This is a genomic window from Empedobacter sp. UBA7620, from assembly GCF_002484185.1.
Lineage (GTDB): Bacteria > Bacteroidota > Bacteroidia > Flavobacteriales > Weeksellaceae > Empedobacter > Empedobacter falsenii_C.
Map to the genome: position 1 here is coordinate 9,079 of NZ_DLJI01000064.1, position 21,758 is coordinate 30,836.

At 31.0% G+C, this 21,758-nt stretch carries 22 protein-coding genes; 13 read left to right on the forward strand and 9 right to left on the reverse strand.

Annotated features, from left to right (window positions below; translation table 11 throughout):
- From B2217_RS16170 to B2217_RS16185, 4 genes are all read right to left on the reverse strand, one after another.
- Positions 1–413, reverse strand: a 413-nt coding sequence (locus B2217_RS16170; RefSeq protein ID WP_291123206.1) for an iron chelate uptake ABC transporter family permease subunit, incomplete at its 3' end; no start/stop codon positions are given.
- 16 nt (positions 414–429) lie between these two features.
- On the reverse strand, positions 430–1,299 hold the full coding sequence (locus B2217_RS16175; RefSeq protein ID WP_180906136.1) for a heme/hemin ABC transporter substrate-binding protein: 870 nt from the start codon (positions 1,297–1,299) through the stop codon (positions 430–432).
- Between the two features lie 166 nt (positions 1,300–1,465).
- Positions 1,466–1,663, reverse strand: coding sequence for a hypothetical protein (locus tag B2217_RS16180; protein WP_180906137.1), 198 nt, complete (start codon positions 1,661–1,663; stop codon positions 1,466–1,468).
- A gap of 5 nt (positions 1,664–1,668) precedes the next feature.
- Positions 1,669–2,229 (reverse strand): DUF4256 domain-containing protein, encoded by a 561-nt coding sequence (locus B2217_RS16185; protein WP_291123210.1) that lies wholly within the window; start codon positions 2,227–2,229, stop codon positions 1,669–1,671.
- 227 nt (positions 2,230–2,456) lie between these two features.
- On the opposite strand from B2217_RS16185, the gene B2217_RS16190 reads away from it, so the two are divergent.
- From B2217_RS16190 to B2217_RS16205, 4 genes are read left to right on the forward strand one after another with little or no spacing between them, the layout of a single operon-like run.
- On the forward strand, positions 2,457–3,029 hold the full coding sequence (locus tag B2217_RS16190) for a helix-turn-helix domain-containing protein (RefSeq protein WP_280062728.1): 573 nt from the start codon (positions 2,457–2,459) through the stop codon (positions 3,027–3,029).
- 10 nt (positions 3,030–3,039) lie between these two features.
- Entirely contained in the window at positions 3,040–3,864 is an 825-nt protein-coding gene (locus B2217_RS16195; RefSeq protein ID WP_291123213.1) for a DUF3347 domain-containing protein, read from the forward strand.
- Positions 3,865–3,885: 21 nt separating this feature from the next.
- On the forward strand, positions 3,886–4,314 hold the full coding sequence (locus tag B2217_RS16200) for a hypothetical protein (RefSeq protein WP_291123215.1): 429 nt from the start codon (positions 3,886–3,888) through the stop codon (positions 4,312–4,314).
- Between the two features lie 12 nt (positions 4,315–4,326).
- Entirely contained in the window at positions 4,327–6,591 is a 2,265-nt protein-coding gene (locus tag B2217_RS16205) for a multicopper oxidase domain-containing protein (protein WP_291123218.1), read from the forward strand.
- A 76-nt stretch (positions 6,592–6,667) separates the two neighbouring features.
- On the opposite strand, the gene B2217_RS16210 is transcribed toward B2217_RS16205, so the two are convergent.
- From B2217_RS16210 to B2217_RS16220, 3 genes are read right to left on the reverse strand one after another with little or no spacing between them, the layout of a single operon-like run.
- Complete coding sequence (locus tag B2217_RS16210; protein ID WP_291123221.1) at positions 6,668–7,246, reverse strand: TlpA family protein disulfide reductase; 579 nt, start codon at positions 7,244–7,246, stop codon at positions 6,668–6,670.
- Positions 7,247–7,248: 2 nt separating this feature from the next.
- A complete protein-coding gene (locus B2217_RS16215) occupies positions 7,249–8,223 on the reverse strand; it encodes a TQO small subunit DoxD (RefSeq protein WP_291123224.1) in 975 nt (324 codons plus the stop codon).
- A 51-nt stretch (positions 8,224–8,274) separates the two neighbouring features.
- Positions 8,275–8,637 (reverse strand): hypothetical protein, encoded by a 363-nt coding sequence (locus B2217_RS16220; RefSeq protein WP_291067967.1) that lies wholly within the window; start codon positions 8,635–8,637, stop codon positions 8,275–8,277.
- Between the two features lie 85 nt (positions 8,638–8,722).
- Between B2217_RS16220 and B2217_RS16225 the strand changes: the two genes are divergently transcribed.
- The 9 genes from B2217_RS16225 to B2217_RS16265 all read left to right on the forward strand — a co-directional run bounded on the left by B2217_RS16225 (position 8,723) and on the right by B2217_RS16265 (position 19,844).
- A complete protein-coding gene (locus B2217_RS16225; protein WP_291067968.1) occupies positions 8,723–9,727 on the forward strand; it encodes a FecCD family ABC transporter permease in 1,005 nt (334 codons plus the stop codon).
- Entirely contained in the window at positions 9,724–10,713 is a 990-nt protein-coding gene (locus tag B2217_RS16230; RefSeq protein ID WP_291123227.1) for an ABC transporter ATP-binding protein, read from the forward strand. Before B2217_RS16225 ends, B2217_RS16230 begins: the two co-directional genes overlap by 4 nt.
- Positions 10,682–11,371: an SDR family NAD(P)-dependent oxidoreductase gene (locus B2217_RS16235; RefSeq protein WP_114999363.1), complete on the forward strand. Its 690-nt coding sequence runs from the start codon at positions 10,682–10,684 to the stop codon at positions 11,369–11,371. The genes B2217_RS16230 and B2217_RS16235 overlap by 32 nt, the downstream gene beginning before the upstream one ends.
- A gap of 120 nt (positions 11,372–11,491) precedes the next feature.
- On the forward strand, positions 11,492–12,181 hold the full coding sequence (locus B2217_RS16240) for a response regulator transcription factor (protein WP_114999365.1): 690 nt from the start codon (positions 11,492–11,494) through the stop codon (positions 12,179–12,181).
- A complete protein-coding gene (locus B2217_RS16245; protein WP_291123230.1) occupies positions 12,165–13,532 on the forward strand; it encodes a HAMP domain-containing sensor histidine kinase in 1,368 nt (455 codons plus the stop codon). The genes B2217_RS16240 and B2217_RS16245 overlap by 17 nt, the downstream gene beginning before the upstream one ends.
- A 249-nt stretch (positions 13,533–13,781) precedes the next feature.
- Complete coding sequence (locus B2217_RS16250; protein ID WP_219034440.1) at positions 13,782–14,480, forward strand: MgtC/SapB family protein; 699 nt, start codon at positions 13,782–13,784, stop codon at positions 14,478–14,480.
- Between the two features lie 175 nt (positions 14,481–14,655).
- The gene (locus B2217_RS16255) at positions 14,656–15,447 is read left to right on the forward strand and encodes an efflux RND transporter periplasmic adaptor subunit (RefSeq protein ID WP_291123274.1); all 792 of its coding nucleotides are present in this window, start codon (positions 14,656–14,658) and stop codon (positions 15,445–15,447) included.
- A gap of 13 nt (positions 15,448–15,460) precedes the next feature.
- The gene (locus B2217_RS16260; protein WP_291123232.1) at positions 15,461–18,568 is read left to right on the forward strand and encodes an efflux RND transporter permease subunit; all 3,108 of its coding nucleotides are present in this window, start codon (positions 15,461–15,463) and stop codon (positions 18,566–18,568) included.
- A 1-nt stretch (position 18,569) separates the two neighbouring features.
- A complete protein-coding gene (locus B2217_RS16265; RefSeq protein WP_291123235.1) occupies positions 18,570–19,844 on the forward strand; it encodes a TolC family protein in 1,275 nt (424 codons plus the stop codon).
- Between the two features lie 162 nt (positions 19,845–20,006).
- Here the strand turns inward: B2217_RS16265 and B2217_RS16270 are convergent, their stop codons facing one another.
- Positions 20,007–21,338, reverse strand: a complete 1,332-nt coding sequence (locus tag B2217_RS16270; RefSeq protein ID WP_291123238.1) for an MATE family efflux transporter — start codon at positions 21,336–21,338, stop codon at positions 20,007–20,009.
- 9 nt (positions 21,339–21,347) lie between these two features.
- On the reverse strand, positions 21,348–21,734 hold the full coding sequence (locus tag B2217_RS16275; RefSeq protein WP_147279964.1) for a hypothetical protein: 387 nt from the start codon (positions 21,732–21,734) through the stop codon (positions 21,348–21,350).
- Positions 21,735–21,758 lie beyond the last annotated feature (24 nt).

Consider the following 21,758-nt stretch of genomic DNA (forward strand, 5'->3'; position numbering starts at 1 on the left):
ATAGCGCCGACAAATGCCATCAAACTAAGCAATGAGTAATGGATAATTTCTGGAACAAAATCTTTGATATATCCTCCCAAAACAATTGTAATTGCAGCAAATAAAATACTTCCTGATGTAATCCCAATCAAATCTGGAGATGCCAACGGATTTTTGAAAATACCTTGTAGACAAGTTCCTGCAACAGCCAAACCAGCACCAACCAAAATAGACATAATAATACGTGGTAATCGTAAATCGAAAAGCACATAATAATCGCTGTCGTTGATGGCAGTTCTATTGGTAATAGCTTTATTGATAATAGATAGGATGGATTCGTTAAATTGATAAACACCCAAGAATAATGCAAGAATTGCAAGACCAAAGATGCCTAAACTTAATAAAGAAAGATGTATTCTGATTTGCGGATACATATTGTTTTAGACTTTTTTATTTTTGAAGTAATTGATTTAATTGCGCTGCTGCTTGTCCGACACGTGGTCCAAATCCAGAAACCAATTGACCATCCATCGCGATGATTTTTTTGTTTTTTCCTGCATTTGTAGAAGAAATACCTTCTAATTTTAATACGCCGTCAACGCCACCAATACTTTCTAAGCCTTTATCAAACATCAAAATGTAATCAGGATTTGATTTTACAACTGCTTCTGGTGTTAATGGTTTGAAATCTTCAAATTCTGTAATAGCATTTTGTCCACCAGCAATTCCAATAATTTTTTCCATTGGTGTGTTTGTTCCAGCAACCATTAAGTTTCCTGCTCCACGAGCGTAAATGAACAATACTTTTGGTTTTGTAGCCAAAGGTTTTACAGCTTTTAAATCTGTATCAATTTTAGTAGTAATAGCATCAAAATCTTGTTTATTTAGAGAAGTTGCAACCGTTTTTACTAACTCTTTCGTTCCTTCAACTGAATAATCTTGTTTTACAATTTCAGTTTGAATTCCAGCATTTTTTAGTTGTGAAATTTGTTCTGGATTCAAGTCTTTATCCGTTGCATATACTTTTGTTGGTTTCAAAGCCAATAAAGCCTCGATTGACAGAGAACGAGTATGTCCCAAATCTGTCGCTTTTTCCTTTACAGATACAGGGTAAGTACTTGTAACGTCAACACCAACAAGGTTATTTTCTTCTCCTAAATCAGCTAAAATTTCAGTAATTGCTCCATTTAAAGAAACAATTTTTTCGTTCGAAATCGTATTCTCTGTTTTTACTTCTTCAGTCGATTCATTTTTTGCTTCTTTATTCGTGCAGCTTGCTAATAGCGCTAAGATTGCAGTAGAAATAAATAGTTTTTTCATTATTATTTGTATTAAGTCTAAATTAAAATACAAATATTAAGAAAAAGATTTAGTTAGACAATATTTATTTAGAATAATTTAAAATAAATATTATTGAAAGATTTTTTAAATGATAAAACGAAATATTCGAGTTGAATTAAATTCAGATTATCAGATAGTTATGGATTTAAAGAAGTGTCTTTTTATTGTGAATAATTAATTTGAAAATGAAGATGATAACTCCAATGATTTGAATAATGGAAGCTAAAAATAACATCAAATTCGCAGAAATGATAAAGTGAAAATGTGTGATTTTACACAAAGCGCCAATAATAAATAGAATTGTACCACAAAGGAAAACAATTAATGGAAATGCAAATTTCATAGATTTTAAACTTTTAGAATTCCTCTAAAACCACGAGCTGCATAATAAGATTGCGCGCCGTTGTGATAAATAAAAACAGTTCCATAACGATAATCGCCAAATATAGCACCGCCTAATTCTCTAATTTTTTTTGGTGTTTTTAACCAACTTGAGGTTTTTTGATCGACAATTTCTACAGCTTGCAACAAACGATATTCTTCTTCGGTCAATAATTCAATTTTCATACTTTTTGCGACATCAATCGCATTATTTTTTGGTTGATGTTCTTTGCGAGACGTTTGCCCTTCGTAATCATACGCTAAACTTCTACGCTCTTTCGGACTTTCTGCCGAACAATCTACAAAATAATACTCATCTGTTTTATCCTCATTAAAAATAATATCAGGTTCACCACCAGTAATTTCCATTTGATACAAAGACCAAATTTTTTCAGGTTGATTGATGAATTTTTCTTCCACTTTTTGCCAATCTAAATCTTGATGTCTGTGCATATTTTTCTCAAAACGTTCTTTCAAAATCTGAATGCAGTTTTGTTGTTCTGATGGAGTTAGTTCGTTTTTTATCATAGAATTTATTGTTTTGAGAAATTATTTTCTAACCAAATATATTCAAAAAACAGATGATTTTGGTAATTCATTTATCAAGAATAGGTTAATGAAAAATGATTAATCTGAAAATTATATACATCATCTTCCAAATTGTATAATCTTTTGAAATGAAGTTGTACGAAATTTGTAACATAAGATTTTGTAAATTTAAGTGAATTAAATCGCTCAATTTCGAAGAATATATTATGGAAAATACAAGTAAATTATTTATAAAAAATATGGTTTGTCATCGCTGTAAAGTAGTGGTTGGACGAATTTTGAAGATGAATAACATCGAAACAAATCATATCGAATTGGGAGAAGTTGAATTGAAAAATCCGATAAATTCTAATCAATTAGAATTGGTTCGAAATGAATTGGAAGAAGTTGGTTTTGAGTTGATTGATGATAAACGAAGTAAATTAATTGAACAAATCAAAACATTGATTATTCAATTGGTTCATCAAGAAAATAACGAACTGAAAGTCAATCTATCTGATTATTTGAGTGAACAAACGAAGTTAGATTATAAATATATTTCGAATCTTTTTTCGGAAATGGAAGGGCAAACAATTGAGAAATATTTTATTCAACAAAAGATCGAAAAAGTCAAAGAATTAATGATTTATGATGAATTATCGTTGAGTGAAATAGCATTTCAATTGAATTATTCGAGTGTGGCACATCTTAGTGCGCAATTCAAAAAAGTAACTGGTTTGACACCTTCTGTTTTCAAACAATTGAGCAAACATACGCGTCGACCAATTGATAAAATCTAAATTAAAAATTATGAAAAAATATAGTTTTTTAATCATCGGAAGTTTTCTTGCTTTTGCTGCAAATGCGCAATTTAAAAATCAAGAAACCAAACAATTTCAAGTGAAAGGAAATTGTAAAAATGCAAAAGAATTAATCGAAAAAGCAGGAAATCAACCTCGAGTTTCAAAAGTAGATTTTGATGCATCGAATCAGATAGCTTCAATTTCATACAATAAAGCAAAAACAAATGCGAACGAAATCTTGAAAAATATTGCGCTAGCAGGTTTTGATAACTCAGAGTATATGGCGCCTGATGAAGCTTATGCGAAATTGGGAAAAGATTGTCAATATTCTCGGGATAAAAAAATGTTGATGAACCATCAAGAAATGGGTCATTCTACTCATAATCAAACTGAAAATTCTCAACAAAAAAATCAATTATCACAAGTTTTTGATACTTATTTTTCATTGAAAGATGCCTTTGTAAAAGCAAATGAAAGTGAAATTTCGAAACAAATTACAGCATTTTCTCAATCACTTTCTGCTGTAGAAATGGGTAAACTTTCGCATGAATCGCATATGGTTTGGATGGAAGTTTTGAATGATTTAGAAACAACTTCGAAACAATTATCGCAAGAAAAAAATATTGAAAAACAACGTACAACTTTTGCAAAGTTGTCACAATCAATGTACAGATTAGCTCAAAAAGCAAATCTTGGTTACACGGTTTATTATCAAAATTGTCCTATGTTTAATGGTGGTTCGAATTGGTTGAGTAAAGATTCGGATATTAAAAATCCTTTCTACGGAAATATGATGTTGACATGCGGAAGCACAATTGAAGTATTGAAATAATAATTAAAAAATAGAATGAAAATGAAGAATTTAAAGATAGTTTTAGTGGTTTCAATATTAAGTGCTTTTACATTAACATCTTGTCAAAATAAAACAGAAGAACCAACAGTTACTGCTCACGAAGAACATATGTCAGATATGATGCAGCCTTCACAAACAATGGCTTACAATGTGGGAGATAAAGTTCCAAATAAGCAAGTCTGTATGGTGAATAATGCGTATATGGGCAAAGATCAGTTTGAAGTTCCTTATGACGGAAAAACGTATTATGGATGTTGTAATATGTGTGTAGAAAGAATTCCGAATGATGAAACTTCGCGTAAAGCAAAAGATCCTTTTACAGGAAAGGAAATTGATAAAGCGAATGCGTATATTGTTTTGAAAGATCAACAAGGAAATGTTGATTATTTCGAAAATGAGGAGAATTATAAGAAGTATAGTCAGTTATAATAAATCATTCTCATGAGGAAATTACTTTGTTTACTTTTTATTCCGTTGGTGATTGCTTTACAGGCACAAAAACGTGTTGAATACGATTTATATGTACGTGATACCATTGTTAATTTTTCAGGAAAAGAGAAAAGAGCGATTTCGGTAAATGGTCAAATTCCTATGCCAACTTTGGAGTTTACGGAAGGTGATACGGCTGTCATTCGTGTACATAATAAATTGAATGAAGATACTTCTTTGCATTGGCATGGTGTGTGGTTACCGAATAAAGAAGATGGAGTTCCGATGTTGACGCAAATGGGAATCAAACCAGGTGAAACGTACACGTATTCATTTCCGATTATTCAGAACGGAACACATTGGTACCACAGTCATTCGGGGTATCAAGAACAAATTGGGATGTACGGTTCGATGATTTTGAAGAAACGCGAAAATGATCCTACGTTCCGAAAAGGAATTGATGATTTACCTACAATTCCTGTGATGTTGAGCGAATGGACAGATCTTAATCCAAAAAATATTCAGCGAATGTTGCATAATGCAAACGATTGGGCGGGAATCAAAAAAGGTTCAACGCAAAGTTATGCTGAAGCAATTCGTGAAGGTCATTTCAAAACAAAATTGACCAATGAATGGAAGCGTATGTTGGCGATGGATGTGAGTGATGTTTACTACGAAAAATTCTTGATAAATGCGCAGAATGAAAGTCAATTGAAACAATTCAAAGCAGGAGATAAAGTACGTTTACGCATTTCGAATGGTGGTGCATCAACTTATTTTTGGTTGCGTTATGCGGGTGGAAAAATTACGGTTGTAGCAAATGATGGAAACGACGTAGAACCTTTAGAGGTGGATCGTTTGATTATTGGTGTTTCCGAAACTTATGATATTGTAGTTACAGTTCCCGAAGGTGGTTTGTCGTATGAATTTCAAGCAACTTCTGAAGATAGAACAGGTTCGGCTTCATTGTTCATTGGTGAAGGAAAGAAACAATTGATGGAACCACTTCCGAAATTAAAATATTTCGAAGGAATGAAGATGATGAACGACATGATGAATATGGACGGAACAATGAACGATATGGGCATGAAAATGAGCTTGCAGCAAATGGACATGAATACGGTGATGTATCCTGAAATTTCTGGTGAATCGAAAAAGAAATCTAAAAAATCAAAGAAAGATTCGGCAGAAAAGCATCAAGAAATGAATCATTCAGAAATGGGTGAAATGGATCATTCTTCGCATGGAAATTCATCATCAAATATTACAACTTTGAATTATGGGATGCTAAAATCACCTGAAAATACAACACTTCCCAAAGATGCTCCTGTAAAAGAAATGCGTTTTGAATTAACGGGAAATATGAGTCGTTATGTGTGGAGTATGGATAACAAAGTTTTTTCGGAATCGGATAAAATTCCAGTCAAAAAAGGCGAAATTCTGCGTATTACCTTATACAACAATTCGATGATGCGCCATCCGATGCATTTACATGGTTTCGATTTCCGTGTCATCAACAAAAATGGTGAATACTCTCCGTTGAAAAATGTGTTGGATATTATGCCAATGGAAACAAATGTCATCGAATTTGAAGCGAATACTGAAGGAGATTGGTTTTTTCATTGTCATATTTTGTATCACATGATGGCAGGAATGAATCGTGTTTTTGAGGTTGGAGATTATCAAAATCCAAATTTACCAAACAAAAAACATGCGTATAAAATGTTACAAATGGAAAGTAATATGAAGCATGTAATGGCCGAAAATGATTTTGCATCGAATGGTTTAGACGGATCTTTTATGGTACAAGATGCGCGTTGGGCATTGACTTCGGAATGGAGTATAGGTTACAAACCAGAACATGGTTACGAGGTTGAAACACATTTGGGACGTTTTATAGATCGAAATCAATGGTTTCAGGTTTTTGTAGGATTTGATTGGAATCAACACAAAATGTTAGCAGAACACGGAAATGTAGAGAAGAATATTTTTGGTCAAAAAACCGATCGTAACAAAGGTTTATTCAGTACAGGTTTTGTGTATAAGTTACCAATGTTGATTGATTTTCAAACCGAAATTTATCATACAGGAAAAGTTCGTTTGCAATTGATGCGCGAAGATATTCCAATCTCAAAACGTGTACGAGCAGGTTTTATGTGGAATACAGACAAAGAATATATGGGTGAATTGAGCTATATCTTAAACAGAAATATGCACATTAGAACTCATTACGATAGCGATATGGGCTTTGGTTTAGGATTGAAATTGGTTTATTAGAAATATAAATAGTACAAAACAAAAAGCTTCGAGAATTTTCTCGAAGCTTTTTTATGTTTTTATAATTCTTAAAAGATTAATTCATCGCTTTCAATTCATTCAAGAAATCAACAATATCTTGTCCAGAATAATCTGCCATTCCCATTGTTGTATGTGCAATATTTCCTTTCTTGTCCAAAATAACAGTTGTTGGTAAAGAACCGTTAAAAAACTCAGTCGGAATAGTTGAATTTGGATAAACGACAGGCAACGATAAATTTTTACGTTCCATAAATTTCGCTACTTTATCACGTTTTCCTTCCACTTCAACCGTCAAAATAATGATGTCTTTGTCATCTTTTACTTTATCATAAAGTTTTTGAATAGATGGCATTTCCGCAATACAAGGAGGGCACCAAGTTGCCCAAAAATTCATGAAAACAACTTTACCTTTCAAATCCTCCATATTAATTGCTTTTCCGTCAGCATACACCATTTCGAACGTATAATTTGCTTCAGATTTTGGTTGAATTGTTGGTTCAACTTTTTCTAATTTCGGTTCAAATAAGCCTAATTTCATTAAACCTTGTTGCATCATTGCTTTTGCTTCTGGCACAAAAAGTAAGACCAAAGCCAGCGCACCTATGATAATTGTTGAATAATTTCTTTTTAACATTGCTATAAATTTGTTATTGTTTGTTCCCATTGTAATCCGCTTATATCGGTTAAAACTACTTTGTGAATTTTGTCTGAAATATCAAAATTCAGATTTGCTTTCGCACCCAAAGGTAACACCAAACTGTGTTTGTGCGGTGTAACTTTTGCTACATAATAATTCGAAATTTGTTGTTTGTCCAGATTTGATAACTCTTTCATATCCAAACTTTCAATTATTTCATTTTGATGATTATGAAAATCAATTTGAATCAAAAAAGAGCCATAAACATCCGCGCCTTCTATTCGCATTACATCAAATGAAACCTTGTTTTGATGTTGTTTTAAATTTGAGATTTCTACTTTTGGTTTGACAGATTTATTGTGCAAAGTCCCGTAAACTCCACCATGAAAAACCTGATTTGTAAACAAAGTAACGAATAAAATAAAAAAACTAAGACCTACAAAATAAGGTCTATACTTTTTGATTGAAATTGAATTCCAATTATTTTCTTGTTGAATAAATTGATTTTTATTGAAAAAATAATCCAACGAAATTTTTCCAGAACCAGCCTGAAATAGCGTAAAACCTCCAGCTAATCCTAAAACACCAATTTGCCATTCATCCAGACAAGTTGTACCAATCCAGCCCGAACCAAGTAAAATTCCCATTGCCAAAAAGAAAACGGCAATACTCATGATTCGTGTTTTGTAACCAAGCATTAAGAGTAAGCCTACAACGCCTTCTACAATGGTGAAAATCCACATGTTCCAAAGTAAGGCTTCAGGATTTTCGACTAAATATTGAATAAGTGGTTTGATGAAAAGGGCATTTGGTAAAAAATGATTGAATTTTTCGCCAATATAACCCGCAGCTTCTGGATCGAGTTTATTTTCTAAAATTAAACGCCTCCAAAAGGCAGAAAAGTACGTCCAACCAATGACTAAACGTAACGCCAATACAGCATTACCCATTGATAAAACAGATTTATTTTGCATGAATTTTTATATAAGTGATTGAATATTGTTGTCTAAATTAATTGTGAAAAATTAAGATATCAACGAATATTTCAATTGCTTATACAACAGATAAAAAGGTATTTTTGGTGATTGAATTTCATTCGAATCAATATCTTCTTCAATTAATGAAGAACGTGCTAATACAATGAAATGAATCGGTGAATTTGGTAAATCAAAATTCGGAACATCAAGATTTTTTGTCGATTTTTTAATCGTTTCAAACTTAACAATCGTACACGAATTCGAATGATTTTGATTGATTTTGACTTGAGAAGTTTTTGTTTGATGAACATTTTCTACTTGCAAAATCGTATGAATAGAAGCTTTGATGCTACATGGCGTAAGTAGCACAAGAATCGAAGAGATAATTAAAATGAAACTTCTAAAATTCATGAAACGAAACTAATCATTAATTTTCAATAAAAACCAATTCACAATTAAACTTTAAGAAATTATTAGAATTTCTATCTTTGTCTTGATGAAAGAAAAACCACTATTTTTTGTTTTAATAATTCTGACACTTTTATTCTTTGTTTTGAGTTTAAGTGTTGGAAAAGTCTCGATTTCTTTCACCGAAATTTTTAATGTATTTTCTGGTCACTCAGACGAAATATTACACAATCTTGTGCTCAATTTTCGTTTACCAAAATCATTAACTGCTTTATTAGTCGGGATTTCATTGCCAATTTCAGGTTTTTTGATGCAAGAATTATTCAAAAATCCGTTGGCAGAACCTTCTGTTTTGGGAATAACTTCGATGGCAAGTTTAGGTGTTGCTATTGTTATTTTTCTTTTTTCGATGATTGGTTTAGAAGAATTTCTCAATAATCCTTGGATTACAATTATTGCCTCATTTTTAGGTGCAACTGTCGCCTTATTATTAGTGATTTCGTTATCATTTCGTGTCAAATCATCCGCATCTTTGGTGATTATCGGATTTATGATTGCAGGTTTAGCAGGTGCATTAATTGGTATGATGCAATATTTTGCTCCTTCCGATAAAATAAAAGCGTATTTAGTTTGGGGATTTGGTTCGTTGAGCGGTTTGTCGTGGGAACAATTAGGCGTTTTTGGTTTATTTGTTTTGTGTGGAATTATCGTTTCCTTATTTACTTTGCGAGGAATTACAGCTCTTTTATTGGGAGAAAAATATGCACAATCTTTAGGAATTAATATCAAAAAATTACGTTTTACGATTTTAGTTTCAACAGCTTTATTAACTGCTTCAGCTACGGCTTTTGCAGGTCCAATTAGCTTTATAGGATTGGCAGTTCCACATATTTGCAGAACATTGTTACGAACAGGCGATATGAAAATTTTATACCGATGGATTTTCGTTTCAGGAATATTTTTTATGTTATTATTTTCGATTTTGACCGAAGTTTTTCCGTTCGGAACGTTACCGATTAATATCATTACAGCGTTATTTGGAGCACCAATTGTCATTAGTATTTTGTTGAACAATAAAAACGAAGTGCGATGAAAAATACCATTTTGAAATTAGAAGATGTGTCAGTTGGATATGGTTCAAAAGAAATCGTTTCGGCTATAAATGCAACTATAAATTCGAATGAATTGGTTGCTGTTTTAGGTAAAAATGGTGCAGGAAAATCAACATTGATTAATTCGATTTTAGGTTTTCAGAAAACATTGAATGGAGAAATTTATTTAGAAAATAATTCGATCAAAAAATTATCTTCTCAAGAAATTGCGCAGCAAATTGCAGTTGTTTTACCACGTTTGTCGATTGTTCCAAAAATTAAAGTTTCGGAATTGGTTGCGATGGGACGTTTGCCTTATCACAAGGTTCTGAAAAAGATTTCTATTGAAGAACAAAACTTAATTGATGAGGTTTTGGAATTGGTTGGAATTTCGAATTTGGCAAATCAATTTGTGAATGAAATTAGCGAAGGTCAATTGCAATTGGTGATGATTGCGCGTGCGTTGTGTCAAGATGCGAAATTGGTGATTTTAGATGAACCAACTTCTAATTTAGATTTAGCGAATCAATATCGAATTTTCAATTTGTTGAATGAATTAAAATTGAAAACAGATAAATCGTTTTTGATGATCACACACGAAGCTGATTTTGCATTGGAAAAAGCGGATAAAATTTGGTGGATTGAAAATGGAAACCTTTTTGAAAATATTCCAGAACAAATGGCTTTTGAGCATCAAATTATTCAAAAATTATCCAATCAAAATTTAACGTATGATGAAAAAAATAATCGCTTTTCAACACAAAAATCATTTTCAAAAACGATTGGTGTAAAAGGAAATTCGGAATTAGCTTTTTGGGTGAAAAATGCCTTAATTCGAAATGGAATTTCTGTAGAAAATAATGCGGAAAATCATATTGAAATCACAGAAAATAACATCATCTTTGAAGGAATAAAGTTTGAAAAGATAGAAGAAATTGTAAATTTTGTACAACACTATGAAAAATATAATTGTAACGGGAGCGAGTAGAGGAATTGGTTTTGAATTGGCAAAACAACATTTGGAATTAGGAAATCGAGTGTTGACAGTCTCTCGAAATGTAGATAAATTGAAGGAATTAACAGCTTTTGCAAAAGAAAATCAATATCAGTTTATCGGTGTTGATTTGGCTAATTTTGATGAGATTTCAGATGTTTTGAAAGCTGTGGAATCTTGGAATAAAGTAGATGTTTTGTACAATAATGCGGGAGTTTGTATCAACAAACCATTTATAGAAATGCAACAAGAGGATTTGTTAACTTCTTGGCAGATTAATTTTATGGCACCTTATCGCTTGATACAAGTTTTGATGCCAAAATTTGATACATCTTCTCATGTAGTTAATATTTCGACAATGGGAGCTGTACAAGGTTCGGTGAAATTTCCTGGTTTGTCTGTTTATTCGTCTTCAAAATCTGCAACGGTTAATTTGACTGAATTGTTAGCAGAAGAATTAAATGAACTTGGTCCAAGAATAAACGCAGTAGCGTTAGGAGCGGTGCAAACAGAAATGTTAGAAGAAGCGTTTCCGGGATATATTGCGCCTTTACAACCAGATGAAATGGCCGAATATTTGGTCGATTTTGGATTGAATGGTTGGAAATATTTTAACGGAAAAATTCAACAAGCTTCTATTTCTACGCCATAAAAAAACGTAATAAGAATCTATATAGAAGATGTAATCTGCATAAAAAAATAAGTTTTTATGCAGATTTTTTTATTTGAAATTAATGGAATGTCCTTAAAACTAAAACCTTATTTTTGTAGTATGCATATTTTAGTAGTAGAAGATGATCAAAGAATGTCTGAATTAATTCGAAGAGGATTAATAGAAAATGGATTCGAAGTTACTGTAGTTTATGATGGTGAAATGGCACTTAAATTAGCTCTTCGCGAAGAGTATGATTTAATTGTATCTGACATAATTTTACCTAAATTAAGTGGATTAGATTTTTGTCAAGAAATCAAAAAACAGAAACCTTTTCTTCCTATTATTATGTTAACAGCTCTTGGAACAACAGATGATAAAGTAGAAGGATTTGATGCTGGTGCAGATGATTATATGGTGAAACCTTTTGAAATGCGAGAACTTGTTGCTAGAATAGGGGTTTTATCAAAAAGAAATTTTAATCATAATTCACAATCCTTTTTATTAAAATATGATACTTTAGAGATGAATCTTCATACTAAAATTATAAAAAGAGAAGAAAAAGAAATTGATTTAACACCTAAAGAATTTCGATTATTACAGTATATGCTAGAAAATAAAGAACGAGTTTTGTCTAGAAATGAAATTGCAGAAAATGTTTGGGACACACATTTTGATACAGGAACTAATTTTATTGATGTTTATATAAATTATTTAAGAAATAAAATTGATAAACATTTTTCTACAAAACTAATTCACACAAAAACAGGTCAGGGATTTATATTTAAAAAAGATGAAAATAAAAGTTAAACTGACGATTTTATTCACTTTGCTTACAGCTGCAATACTTTTCTTTTTTGCTTTTATTATTTATTATTCAGCTAAAAAAGATAGAGAAAAAGAGTTTTTTGAATTATTGAAAAAAGAAGCAATTACAAAATCAAATCTTTTTCTTAAAGCTAAAGTTCCTTCAGAAGTTTTACATAATATTTATCATAATAATAGACAAACAATCAATGAAGTAGAAGTTGCGGTTTATAATCAAAACAAAAAACTACTTTATCATGATGCTGTTGAAATAGATTTTGTAAAAGAAACTGACGAATTATTTGATGAAATACAACAAAAAGGATTTGTAATTTTTTATCAAGATAAATGGCAAGTGGTTGGAATGGATTATGTTGTAGATGGCAATCATTACATTGTAACAGCGGCTGCTTTAGACGAATATGGATACAGTAAAATGAACAATTTATTGAAAAACATCATACTGATTTATATTCTTTCTTTGCTATTAATTATTTTGTCTGCTTTCTTTTTTACAAATAAAGCAATCAATCCAGTAAAAGAAATAACAAATAAAGCCAAACAAATTTCTGCTTCGAATTTAGATTTGAGAATTGAATTGAAATCAAAAGGAGATGAATTAGCAGAATTAACAACAACAATTAATCAAATGTTGCAACGATTAGAAAACTCTTTTGATGCACAAAAAAACTTTGTTTCTAATATTGCGCATGAACTTCGTACACCTTTGGCGGCAATTATAACAGAGTTAGAAATGGCTTTAGATAAAGAGCATACTAACGAAGAATATCAACAGTTAATCCAATTTGCATTGAATGATACGAAAAGAATTGTTCGTCTTTCAAATAGTTTACTTGATATGGCAAAAGCAAGTTATGATCCTTCGGAAATAAATTTTAAAACGATTCGGATTGATGAAATACTTTTAGATTCTGTTGCGCAAATTCAAAAAAGCAATAAAGAGTATAAAGTAGATTTAAATTTTATTAGAATACCAGAAGAAGAAAACGAAGTTGCAGTTATAGGAAATGAGTATTTATTAAAGGTTGCTTTTACTAATTTAATAGAAAATGCTTGCAAATATTCAATTAATAATAGTTGTATTGTTCAAGTTGATTTTGATGATAAAGAAGTGAAAATTAATTTTATTAATAAAGGAGATAAAATTGATCAAGAAGATTTAGCATTGATTTTTAAACCTTTTTTTAGAAGTGATAAACATAAAAATATTCAAGGACAAGGAATAGGATTACCTCTGACAAAGAAAATTGTCGATTTACATGATGCTCGTTTAGAATTATATTCCGAAGAAGGAAAAGAAACTATTTTTCAGATCGTATTGAAGAAGTCATAATAAAACTTAAATCATTAAAAAAAAAATAATGGAAGCCTGCTATTTAGCAGGCTTTTTTTGTTCTAATAAAATTCTAATATTCTTCTAAAGGGTTTCTAACAGCAGTAGCTTTTGATGTATTGTAAATTTGCACCAGAAAAAAATATAATGGAAACAGATTCCCAATTTGTCAAACAATAAACCTAAGATTCATTTATAACTGCTTTTGAGATAATTGAAATTTTGGTTTGTCTTAAAAAAGGAAATAAAATGAATTTAATGAATTTTACAATGCAGTTAGGATTAGCTTTTCTATTAGGAGCTGCAATAGGTTTAGAGCGAGAATATCGTCAAAAAAGTGCTGGATTAAGAACAAATACTTTAGTATGTGTGGGTTCAGCAGCGTTTATATTAATGTCTTATTCTATCGGAGGTGATGCAGTAGGACGAATAGCTTCATATGTTATCAGCGGAATAGGTTTTTTAGGCGCTGGAGTAATCATGAAAGATGGATTAAGTGTAAGAGGATTGAATACTGCCGCTACCATTTGGTGTTCAGCAGCAATTGGGTTATTTGTCGGTTCAGGACTTTCAATAGAAGCAGTTATACTTACTTCAATTATAATGTTAGCGCATCTACTATTAAGACCAATTAGCAATCACATTTATCGTTATTCTTTCAAAAATAAAAACCACAAGGATACTGAATATTTATTGGTAATAAAATGTAGAAATGATGTAGAAAATCATTTGAGAGTATTACTAATGCGATCAATAGAGAATAATGAAAATCTTATGATGAAGTCTCTTTCAAGTGATGATGATTTAATAAATGATTCTGTAATGATTTCAGCAGAAATATCAGCTTTAAATCAACAAGATAGTCTTTTAGAAAAAATAGCAAGTCGATTAACAATTGAAAAAGATGTCCAGAAAATTCGTTGGGAAATTATAAGTAACGAAGTGTAAAAATAATAAACAGTAATAAGAATATACAGAAAAAATATCTCATGAAAATAACAAGATTAACTCATTTTATACTGCTTTTAGTAGGAAGTGCAATGTTTTTGACGAATAGTTGTAAAAATAAAACAGATCAAACTGATAATCCAGATTTTTATTGGGTAAATAATGAAATAGAATTATCAGANNAGAATATTTTTCAGCTCAGCAAGAATATTTTTCAGCTCAGCAAGAGTTAAAACAAGCAGAAATGAATTTGAAACGTCAAAAAGATTTATACAATCATGCTGTAGGTGTAAAAAGAGAATTAGAGGAGGCTGAGACAGATTACAAGTTAAAGAAAATAGCAACAGATCAAACTGCTGCATCATTGAAAGTTTTTAATTCATCTTCTAGAGTAGGAATGGGGCAATCTTTAATTGTTCGGTCTCCTATTTCTGGACGAGTTGTAAGCAGCGATTTAGTTGTTGGTCAATTCATAAAAGAAGATCATGAAGCTTTAGTTACAGTAGCAGAATTATCAAAGGTATGGATTTCGGCACAAGTAAAAGAACATAATTTAGGCTTCTTAGAAGAGTTAAAACATATAACATTTACAGTTGATGCTTTTCCATCAAAAATATTCGAAGGAAAAGTAATTAATATAGGACAATTGCTAAATGAAGAAACGAGGAGTGTTGATGTGCTTATAGAAACGAATAATAATCAATTTGTTTTAAAACCAGGAATGTATGTTAACGTAACATTGAATAGTCTAGATAAAGAAGAGATAATCCTTCCTGCAAAAGCTGTTTTTCAAGAAAAAGAAAATCAATATGTTTTTGTGAAAATAGGTGATAGAAAATATCGAAAAGCAAAAGTAAAAGCAATTGGAACTTCAGAAAATAACGATTTTGTTCGTGTTACAGATGGTTTAAAAGTAGGAGAAAGAGTAGTGATTGAAGGAGGTATTTTTTTAATGGGAGCAAAATAAATAAGCTATTGTGATGAATAAACTAATAGAAATGGCGATTGCCAAAAAATGGTTAATGGTAGCTTTGTTTTCTTTGGCTGCATTATTTGGATATTATTCTTGGAAACAATTATCTATCGAAGCTTATCCTGATATCGCTGATGTAACTTCGCAAGTAGTAACTCAAGTTCCTGGGTTGGCTGCGGAAGAAGTAGAACAACAAATAACAATTCCAATAGAAAGAGAGCTAAATGGTTTACCAGGTATGCATGTTATGCGTAGCAAAAGTACATTTGGATTATCTATAATTACGATTGTATTTAAAGATGGAGTAGATGATTATTGGGCTCGTATGAGAATTCAAGAACGATTGAATGATATTGAGTTGCCGTATGGAGCTGAACCAAGATTAGATCCTTTAACATCTCCTATTGGAGAAGTATTTCGTTATATTATTGAAAGTGATACAAAGAGTTTAAGAGAATTAACAGATTTACAACGCTTTGTTATTGTACCAAGAATTAATCAAGTTTCAGGAGTTGCAGAAGTAACAAATTTTGGAGGAATTACAACGCAATATCAAATAGAAATAGATCCAAATAAATTAACTCAGTATGATGTTTCGTTAAATGATATTGTAGAAACAATAGAAAAAAATAACATTAATGCAGGAGGAAGTACATTACCTCAAGGAGATATAGGATATGTGATTAGAGGAATAGGTCTTGTAAAAGATTTAGAAGATTTTGGTAAGATTGTTATTAAATCAGAAAAAGGTGTACCTGTTTTATTATCAGATATAGGCGAATTAAAATATGGAAACTTAGAGCGAAAAGGAATTTTAGGTTATAGCGATAAAAGCCGAAATCATAGTGACGGAATTGAAGGGATAGTTCTATTGTTAAAAGGAGAAGATACTTCTGTAGTTTTAGAAGGTATTCATGAAGCTGTAGATGAATTGAATAATGATTTGTTGCCAAAAGATGTAAAAATACATGCATTTTTAGATCGTACAGATTTAGTCGATACAACACTTAATACTGTTTCGTACACATTAATGGAAGGTATTTGTTTAGTCGTTATTGTACTTATTGTATTTCTTGGAAGTTGGAGAGGAGCTCTTCTAGTAGCTATAACAATTCCTATTTCATTGCTTATAGCATTTATATTAATGCATTTTACATCCATTCCAGCTAATTTACTTTCGTTAGGAGCTATAGATTTCGGAATTATTGTAGATGGAGCTATTGTGATGATGGAAACCGTTTTGAAAAAAAGAGAGGAAAATCCTAAAGAAGAATTAAAGGAGAAAACTATTTCAACGGTTGCAAAGCAAGTAGCAAAACCAATATTTTTTGCAACACTAATTATTATAACAGCTTATTTACCATTGTTCGCTTTTGAAAGAGTAGAACGTAAACTTTTTACTCCGATGGCTTTTACTGTTGGTTATGCATTATTTGGAGCTTTATCAGTTGCACTTTTATTAATCCCAGGATTAGCATTTGTAATGTATAAAAAACCAAGAAAAATTTATCATAATAAATGGTTGGAAAAGCTGACGAAATCTTATTCAAAGGTTATCAAAAAAATAGTTGCTAAACCCAAAAAAGTTATTCTACCATTACTTCTAATTCTTGCTAGCGCGATAGTATTATCTATTTCTGTTGGAAAAGATTTTTTACCAACATTAGACGAAGGTTCTATTTGGTTACAAGTAGAATTACCTCCAGGATTATCGGTAGAGAAGTCAAAAGAAATGAGCGATGTATTGAGAGAACATACAATGAAATATGATGAAGTTACTTATGTAATGGTTCAAGCTGGTAGAAATGATGACGGAACAGATCCATGGACAGCATCTCATTTTGAAGTTTCAATAGGACTGAAACCATATAAAGAATGGCCTAGAGGAAAAACTAAGAATGATTTGATTCGAGAATTAGAATCAGAGTATGCTAGTATGCCAGGATATACAGTTGGTTTTTCTCAACCAATGATTGATGGGGTTATGGATAAAATTTCAGGAGCACATAGTGAGTTGGCTGTAAAAATATATGGGAAAGATTTTACTGAAACACGCAAAATAACTGAGAATATCATGAAAGAATTAAAAATGGTAAAAGGTGCTGCTGATGTATCAATAGATCAAGAACCGCCTTTACCTCAACTTCAAATTCATGCTAATCGAGATAAAATTGCACAATATGGATTGAATGTTTCTGATGTTTCAGAATTAATAGAAGTCGCAATTGGAGGAAAAGCTATTTCTCAAATATTTTCAGATGATAGAGTATATGATTTTACTTGTAGATATAAAGAAGATAGTAGAAATACACCAGAAAAAATACGACAATTAACTTTGACAAATGTAGATGGTATAAAAATACCATTAGCGCAAGTTGCCGATGTAAAGCTAAATACAGGAGAAAGTACAATTACGCGTGAAATGAATAAACGTCATTTGACAATAAAACTGAATTTGAGAGACCGTGATTTAAGTTCTTTCCTAAAAGAAGCTCAAAATAAAATAGAACAAAACATTGATTATGATCATAGTCAATATCATATTAAATGGAGTGGACAGTTTGAAAATCAAGACAGAGCTTATAAAAGACTTTCAGTTATTATTCCAATTGCAATATTAGTCATGTTTATACTTTTATATGCAGCATTCGGTAAATTGAGACAAGCTTTGCTTTTAATAGGAATTATTCCTTTGGCGATATTCGGTGGAATGTTAGCTTTAAATGTAAGAGGAATGACGTTGAATGTATCTTCAGCAGTTGGTTTTATTGCATTATTTGGAGTTGCAATTCAGAATGGAGTGATTATGATTTCTCAAATCAATTTACTGAAAAATAAAGGAATGGAACTTTCTCAAGCTGTTATAGAAGGAACAAAAAATCGTTTCAGACCTGTTTTGATGACAGCCACAGTTGCGATTCTAGGATTATTACCAGCTTCATTAGCAACAGGAATAGGATCAGATGTTCAACGTCCATTAGCAACGGTTATCGTATACGGATTATTATTTTCAACAATTATTACACTTTTTGCCCTTCCAGCTTTGTATTATATGATCGAAAAGAAATGGGGAAAAGATTCAGTAGAAAAATCAGTTAATCAAAAACAAGATTAAAATGAAAAAATATTGGTTATTAGTTGTGTGTAGTTTATTTATAGTAAATACTAAATTAATTGCTCAAACAACAAGTGAAAACGAGTTAGATTATAAAAAATTTATAGAAACAGTTCAGGAAAACAATATTTCTTATACAGCAGAACGCTTTAATGTAGATATTGCCGAAACAGAAATTTTAAGTGCAAAAGCATTTGCGGATCCCGAACTTCAATTTGAATATTTTGATAATGGAGAAGCCAAAAGAAAAATGGGACTTGGATATTCAGCGGAAGTTGGATGGGTTTTAGAATTAGGAGGAAAAAGAAAAGCTCGAATTAATTTAGCTAAAAGTGAATTTGAATTAACGAAATTAATTCTTTTAGATTATTTCAAAAATTTAAAAGCAGACGCAACATTAGGATTTCTTCAAACAATCTATCAGAAAGAAATGTTGAATGTAAAAGAGAATTCTTATAACATGATGAATCAGTTAGCAAATTCGGATGAAATAAGATTCAAATTAGGAGAGATTTCTGAAACTGATGCAAGACAAAGTCGATTAGAAACTCAGTCATTAAAAAATGAAATAATACAAGCAGAAACAGATTTTGCTACATCAAAAATTCGATTATCAACTTTTATGGGAATTGATCAATATGCAGATTTATTTTCTACAGTAGGAGATTTGAAAACGTTTCAACGTGATTTTGATTTAATCAATTTGACTGAAATGGCTTTAAGTAATCGAACTGATTTATTAGTTGCCTTGCAAAGTAAAGATGTTAGTCAAAGAATGATTGAGTTAGCCAAAGCAAATCGTGCAATAGATTTGGGACTGATTTTAGGATTAGAGCATTCAACAGCTGTTAGAAATTTGATAGCAGAAACTCCTCAGTTCACACAAATTAAAGGAGGAGTAAATATTCCATTGAAATTTTCGAATAAATATAATAATGAATTGAAGGTTGCTAAAATGCAATTTAAACAAGAGGAGCTAAATTATAAACAAATAGAATTAGAAATTAAATCTCAAGTAAAAGAAGCATATGAGTTGTATGAAGGTTATAAAAAACAGTTGAAACAATTTGAAATAGATATATTAAAAAACGCGAATTTAATATTAGAGGCTAAAAAATACAGTTACAAAAGAGGAAATTCGTCTTTGTTAGAGGTTCTAGATGCTCAACGTACTTATAATGAAACTCAAAATCAATATTTGGAAACTCTTTATAATTGTGCTTCAGGTCTTATTGATTTAGAAAGAGTAGTAGGAATTTGGGATATTGATTTTTAAATCTTTACTAATTCTAAAGATTTATGAATTATATTCGTGATGATTTTTCAATTAAATGTCTAGGACATATTTCAACGGAAAAATTCAAAAATCTTTTATTTCAACACTTTAGGAAAATAGAATTTAGATGAAATAGTAAAAGTCGTTTTAGTGCGACTTTTATTATTGATTTAAAACTCGTTTTCTAAAAATGTACATTAACGGAAAACTGCGTAAAAACATCCAAATTCCGAATGCAATCCAAATTCCATAAATATTTAAACCAAAGTAATCTGCAAGATAAATGGTTGGTAGAAATCCAAGAAATGTTGCGATAATTAAGTTGTTTCGCAAGAGTTTTGCATCGCCCATTCCCTTGAAAAATCCATCAAAAATATAAGCCAATGTGTTGATTGGTTGCATCAGTAAAACCATCCAAAATACAGAATTGAAAATGATCAAAACATTTGGATCTTGATTGAAAATTTGCCCAATTTGATTATAAAAAATGAAACAAATCGCAATTAAAATACACGCAATTAAAACTGAATATTTGGAAATATCTTTGCTTAAAATCCAAAGTTTAGGATAGTTTCGTTCGCCTTGTAAACGACCTGCCATCGCGTTTCCAGCACCTGCATATCCGTCAATAAAGAATGAAAAGAACAACCAAATATTCATCAAAATACTTTGCGCGGCGATATAATTTTTTCCGTAATCGGTGGCGTAAGAATTCGCAAGAAAAAATGCAACATTCAACGAAGCTGTTCGTAAAATAAAATTGAAACTTAAGTTGATATATTTCTTAAAAAGTGGATGAATGGTTTTTCCTGGATTTAATCCAAATGAAGTTTTCGTGAAATAGTAGTAAAACGCCATAATTACCATAATCAATTGTGCAATCAAACTTGCATAAGCAGCGCCTTTAATATGATAAGCGGGAATTATCCCATTTACTCCAAAGATTAGAAGATAGTCTAAAAAGACATGAACAAATGCAGCTGTTAAACTACATTTCATTGCCCAAACGGTGTTTTGCATTCCTCTAAATGCTCCAAAAAGAGTGAGCGAAATAAGTGTTAATGGAAAACCAAATGCTCTGATTTTGTAATAATCTACTGAAAATTGAAGAACCAAATCTTTTGCATTGTACAATTCGAATAGATTTTGTGCAAAAAAATACGTTGGAACAAAAATAAGTAAACTCAAAAATAGATTGAAATACAACGCTTGCGGAACTAAAGTTTTGAGACTTTCCAATTTATTTGCACCAAAACTTTGCGAAACCAAAGACGAAATAGAGGTTTTGGTTTGGGCAACAATCCAGATAATTCCTGAAAGAAAAGAACCAACTAAACCAGTAGCAGCAAGTGCTTCAACCGAATATTCTTTTACATTACCCACCATCGCAATATCGGTTAAGGTAATAAGAGATTCTGCAATTCCCGAAAAAATAGCAGGAATCGCTAATTGATTAATTTGTTTGAACGTAATTCTATCCGAAACCAAACTCATTTCGAAAAATTATTTTTTTACGCGTTTATATGGCGGTTTGTTTTTGATGATTTGACTCAACATAAATAAGGTAGTTCCGACCAATGTGAAATAACCCAAAAGTGGTAAGCCAGGAATGTGATAATCGTTGTATTTGAACATAAAAATACATGCTAAATATCCAGCGAAAATCAAATAATAAATTACTTTTTTGAATGATCCGTATGTAAATTTTCCACGAATATATTCAATCAAATTCAACAGAATTAAGAAGAAATAAAAACCGAAAAAGATATAGCGTAATGGATTAATCGGACGATCGGTTGTTCTTATATTCACCATTAAATTGTAATTGTAAACACCGTTATAAATTAATAACAATAAGATAAGAACGATAATGATACGAAGTATTTTCATAAAGTATTTTTGCATTAAAAAAAG

Coding starts and splice junctions, on each gene's coding strand:
- B2217_RS16175 (WP_180906136.1), bottom strand. CDS start 1,299: ATGAAAAAACTATTTATTTCTACTGCAATCTTAGCGCTATTAGCAAGC.
- B2217_RS16180 (WP_180906137.1), bottom strand. CDS start 1,663: ATGAAATTTGCATTTCCATTAATTGTTTTCCTTTGTGGTACAATTCTA.
- B2217_RS16185 (WP_291123210.1), bottom strand. CDS start 2,229: ATGATAAAAAACGAACTAACTCCATCAGAACAACAAAACTGCATTCAG.
- B2217_RS16190 (WP_280062728.1), top strand. CDS start 2,457: ATGGAAAATACAAGTAAATTATTTATAAAAAATATGGTTTGTCATCGC.
- B2217_RS16195 (WP_291123213.1), top strand. CDS start 3,040: ATGAAAAAATATAGTTTTTTAATCATCGGAAGTTTTCTTGCTTTTGCT.
- B2217_RS16200 (WP_291123215.1), top strand. CDS start 3,886: ATGAAGAATTTAAAGATAGTTTTAGTGGTTTCAATATTAAGTGCTTTT.
- B2217_RS16205 (WP_291123218.1), top strand. CDS start 4,327: ATGAGGAAATTACTTTGTTTACTTTTTATTCCGTTGGTGATTGCTTTA.
- B2217_RS16210 (WP_291123221.1), bottom strand. CDS start 7,246: ATGTTAAAAAGAAATTATTCAACAATTATCATAGGTGCGCTGGCTTTG.
- B2217_RS16215 (WP_291123224.1), bottom strand. CDS start 8,223: ATGCAAAATAAATCTGTTTTATCAATGGGTAATGCTGTATTGGCGTTA.
- B2217_RS16220 (WP_291067967.1), bottom strand. CDS start 8,637: ATGAATTTTAGAAGTTTCATTTTAATTATCTCTTCGATTCTTGTGCTA.
- B2217_RS16225 (WP_291067968.1), top strand. CDS start 8,723: ATGAAAGAAAAACCACTATTTTTTGTTTTAATAATTCTGACACTTTTA.
- B2217_RS16230 (WP_291123227.1), top strand. CDS start 9,724: ATGAAAAATACCATTTTGAAATTAGAAGATGTGTCAGTTGGATATGGT.
- B2217_RS16235 (WP_114999363.1), top strand. CDS start 10,682: ATGAAAAATATAATTGTAACGGGAGCGAGTAGAGGAATTGGTTTTGAA.
- B2217_RS16240 (WP_114999365.1), top strand. CDS start 11,492: ATGCATATTTTAGTAGTAGAAGATGATCAAAGAATGTCTGAATTAATT.
- B2217_RS16245 (WP_291123230.1), top strand. CDS start 12,165: ATGAAAATAAAAGTTAAACTGACGATTTTATTCACTTTGCTTACAGCT.
- B2217_RS16250 (WP_219034440.1), top strand. CDS start 13,782: ATGAATTTAATGAATTTTACAATGCAGTTAGGATTAGCTTTTCTATTA.
- B2217_RS16260 (WP_291123232.1), top strand. CDS start 15,461: ATGAATAAACTAATAGAAATGGCGATTGCCAAAAAATGGTTAATGGTA.
- B2217_RS16265 (WP_291123235.1), top strand. CDS start 18,570: ATGAAAAAATATTGGTTATTAGTTGTGTGTAGTTTATTTATAGTAAAT.
- B2217_RS16270 (WP_291123238.1), bottom strand. CDS start 21,338: ATGAGTTTGGTTTCGGATAGAATTACGTTCAAACAAATTAATCAATTA.
- B2217_RS16275 (WP_147279964.1), bottom strand. CDS start 21,734: ATGAAAATACTTCGTATCATTATCGTTCTTATCTTATTGTTATTAATT.